The 3,113-nt window shown below is 72.1% G+C and carries 3 protein-coding genes and 1 tRNA gene; 1 reads left to right on the top strand and 3 read right to left on the bottom strand.

The window, feature by feature from the left end; all coding sequences use genetic code 11:
* Positions 1-52 precede the first annotated feature (52 nt).
* The 3 genes from ACSNOD_RS30010 to ACSNOD_RS30020 form a co-directional block, all read right to left on the bottom strand.
* Entirely contained in the window at positions 53-928 is an 876-nt protein-coding gene (locus ACSNOD_RS30010; protein WP_436770234.1) for an alpha/beta fold hydrolase, read from the bottom strand.
* Between the two features lie 364 nt (positions 929-1,292).
* Positions 1,293-1,366: transfer RNA gene (locus tag ACSNOD_RS30015), tRNA-Pro, on the bottom strand.
* A 132-nt stretch (positions 1,367-1,498) separates the two neighbouring features.
* Positions 1,499-2,443 carry a metallophosphoesterase gene (locus ACSNOD_RS30020; protein ID WP_436770235.1) on the bottom strand — a complete coding sequence of 315 codons (945 nt, stop codon included), beginning with the start codon at positions 2,441-2,443 and terminating at the stop codon, positions 1,499-1,501.
* A gap of 110 nt (positions 2,444-2,553) precedes the next feature.
* Between ACSNOD_RS30020 and ACSNOD_RS30025 the strand changes: the two genes are divergently transcribed.
* Positions 2,554-3,012, top strand: coding sequence for a GatB/YqeY domain-containing protein (locus ACSNOD_RS30025; RefSeq protein ID WP_436770236.1), 459 nt, complete (start codon positions 2,554-2,556; stop codon positions 3,010-3,012).
* Positions 3,013-3,113 lie beyond the last annotated feature (101 nt).

Raw genomic sequence — 3,113 nt, forward strand, 5'->3', positions numbered from 1 at the left:
GTCGTGGGAGGGTCGGCGGGGCCGGCGGTCCCGGGCCGCCGGGGTCGGGGGATCAGGAGGAGGCCAGGAACTTCAGAATGCGGTCGTTCACCTCCTCCGGGGCCTCCAGGAGGGGGAAGTGCCCGACGCCGTCGAGGAGCACGCCGTCGGAGCCCTCCGGCAGCAGCGCGACGATGTCGTCCAGCGTGGCGGCGTCGACGATCGGGTCCTCGCTGCCGTGGAGATAGAGCGTGGGCTGGGTGGGCAGCTCGGCCAGGAGGGCGCCCATCTCCCAGCGGTCGGTGCCGAAGGTGTCGGCGGGGAAGTTCTGCCGGTAGAGACCGAGGGTGGCGCGCAGGTTCGCGGGGTCGCGCATGGCGTCCTTGCCGGCCTCGCGGTCGAAGGTGGAGTCGAAGCCGGGAACGGTCCCGGTCCAGTGCTGCCACAGCCAGTCCAGATAGCGGAAGTTGTCGACCGGGACGATGTCGTCGGCCATGCCCATCTGGAAGAAGTAGAAGTGGCTGTTCTTGTGGATCTGTACGGGGTCGGCGGCCTTGCGCGCGTAGAAGCGGACCGGCGGTACGTCGGACACCACGGCCTTGGCCCAGCGCTCCGGCTCCCGGACGGTGGCGCCCCAGGTGACGAAGCCGCCCCAGTCGTGGCCGACGAGAACCGCGTCCTCGTCGCCGCCGAGCACCTCGTGCAGGGCGTTCGCGTCGTCGATCAGATCGGTGAGGAGCATGCTGCCGTCGGCCGGCAGTGAGCTGGGGGCGAACCCGCGCAGGGCGGGGGCGACGGCCCGGTACCCGGCCTCGGCCAGCCGCGGCATCAGATGCCGCCACATGCTCGGCGCCTCCGGAAACCCGTGCAGCAGCAGGGCGAGGGGCCCCTCGCCCTGCTCCAGGTAGGCGAAGTCGATGCCGTTGGCGGTGACGCGCTGGTGTTCCATGACGGATCTCCCTTGATCGGCGAACGCGAGAACCCACGGCTGACCGCCGCGCCGCCCGCGTCTGTAACGAACGTTCTATCTAGACCGTAGCAGCGGCTGTAACGAGCGTTCTAGTGGTTTCTCGGAGAAGTTTTCGCGCCGGCGGCGGGAGAGGCGCAGGGGCGCGATGGCCGCTGGGGCGGGACGCGCGGAAGGGGCGCCGGCGCCAATGCGTCTCCCGTGCGGGGGAGTTGGCGGGCGCGTCGGCCGACGCGTGGTCGGCGCGCCCCTCTTGGAGGGGCGGCATGGCCTCGAAAGGCCCCGGAAACGAGTCAGGGGCCTGACCCACTTTCGTGGATCAGGCCCCTGACCTGCTACTTCTCAGTCGGGGTGGCGGGATTTGAACCCACGACCTCTTCGTCCCGAACGAAGCGCGCTGCCAAGCTGCGCTACACCCCGAAGCAACGAGCTCTACTTTAGCGGACCGATCGCCGGAGACGAAATCCGGTTATCGGGCCCGCGCTGGTGGGGAGGGGGAGGGCCACCGCGCGGGCCGTGGTCGGGGGGTGTCGGAGGGGGCTCGGCGCCCCCTCAGCGGTCCTCGGCCGGGGTGAGCGTCAGCAGCGTCGCCTCCGGCGGGCAGGCGAAGCGGACCGGGGTGTAGCGGTTGGTGCCGCAGCCCGCCGAGACGTGGAGGTACGAGGTGCGGCCCGCGGCCGTGTGCGTCGACAGGCCCTTGACCCGGTCCGTGTCCAGGTCGCAGTTGGTGACCAGCGCGCCGTAGAAGGGGACGCACAGCTGGCCGCCGTGCGTGTGGCCCGCGAGGATCAGCGGATAGCCGTCGGCCGTGAACGCGTCCAGGACCCGCAGATACGGCGCGTGGACCACCGCCAGCGACAGGTCCGCGTCCCGGTCCGGGCCGCCCGCCACCTCCGGGTAGCGGTCCCGCTTGATGTGCGGGTCGTCCAGACCGGTCAGCGCGATCTCCAGGCTGTCCAGCCCGCCCAGCTTCAGCCGGCCCCGGGTGTTGGTCAGCCCGACCCAGCCCGCCGCGTCGAAGCCGTCCCGCAGGCTCTCCCAGGGGTTGCGGCGGACGCCGATCGCCGGGTCGTTCTTGCCGTTGAGGCCGTGCTGGCCGCGGGCCTTCTCCAGCAGGTAGCGGCCCGGGTTGCGCAGCTTCGGCGCGTAGTAGTCGTTGGAGCCGAACACATACGCGCCGGGCAGCTCCATCAGCGGGCCCAGCGCGTCCAGCAGCTCGGGCACCGCTTCCGGGTCGGACAGGTTGTCACCGGTGTTGATCACGAAGTCGGGGCGCAGCCCGGCCAGCGCCTGGAGCCAGCGCACCTTCTTGCGCTGACCGCTCACCAGATGGATGTCCGAGACCTGGAGCACGCGCAGCGGGCGCATCCCCCGGGGCAGCACGGGCACGGTGACCCGGCGGAGTCTGAACGAGCGGGCTTCGAAGCCGGCGGCATAGGCGAGTCCGGCGGCGCCGACTGCCGTGATTCCCAGAGGTACTGCGTATCGCGCGCGCATGGCCCCATCGTCGCAGACCCCGCCGAGCCGCCGCCCGGGCCCCGTCCTCGGACCGCGGCCAGCGGAATTGCGGTGGGCGATCCGGCCCCCGCCCTGGCAGACTCGGGCCCATGACCACGCTCAAGAACCGGTTGCACGAGGACCTCACCGCCGCGATCAAGGCGCGCGACGAGCTCCGCTCCTCCACCCTGCGGCTCACCCTTTCCGCGATCACCAAGGAGGAGGTCGCCGGCCGGACGGCGCGTGAGCTGTCGGACGAGGAGGTCCAGCAGGTGATCACCCGCGAGGCGAAGAAGCGGCGGGAGGCCGCCGAGGCCTTCGCCCAGGGCGGCCGGGCCGAGCAGGCCGACCGGGAGCGGGCCGAGGGCGAGGTGCTCGCCGAGTACCTGCCCCAGCAGCTCACCGACGAGGAGCTGGAGGCGCTCGTCGAGCAGGCCGTGGCCGAGTCCGGCGCCGAGGGTCCGAAGGCCATGGGCGCCGTCATGAAGATCGTCAACCCCAAGGTCGCGGGGCGCGCGGAGGGCGGCCGGGTCGCCGCCGCGGTCAAGCGCCGGCTCGCCGGCGCGTAGCGCGCCGATACCGAAAGGGGTGTGGCCCACGAACCACGCCGCCAGCCTGCCGTCCGTCGTACCCGTCTTGCCCGCGCTGTCGCGCCCGTCCAGCCCGGCCT

Origin of the sequence: Streptomyces sp. URMC 123, from assembly GCF_051386515.1 — a bacterium.
Classification (GTDB): Bacteria; Actinomycetota; Actinomycetes; order Streptomycetales; family Streptomycetaceae; genus Streptomyces.

Coding starts and splice junctions, on each gene's coding strand:
- ACSNOD_RS30010 (WP_436770234.1), bottom strand. CDS start 928: ATGGAACACCAGCGCGTCACCGCCAACGGCATCGACTTCGCCTACCTG.
- ACSNOD_RS30020 (WP_436770235.1), bottom strand. CDS start 2,443: ATGCGCGCGCGATACGCAGTACCTCTGGGAATCACGGCAGTCGGCGCC.
- ACSNOD_RS30025 (WP_436770236.1), top strand. CDS start 2,554: ATGACCACGCTCAAGAACCGGTTGCACGAGGACCTCACCGCCGCGATC.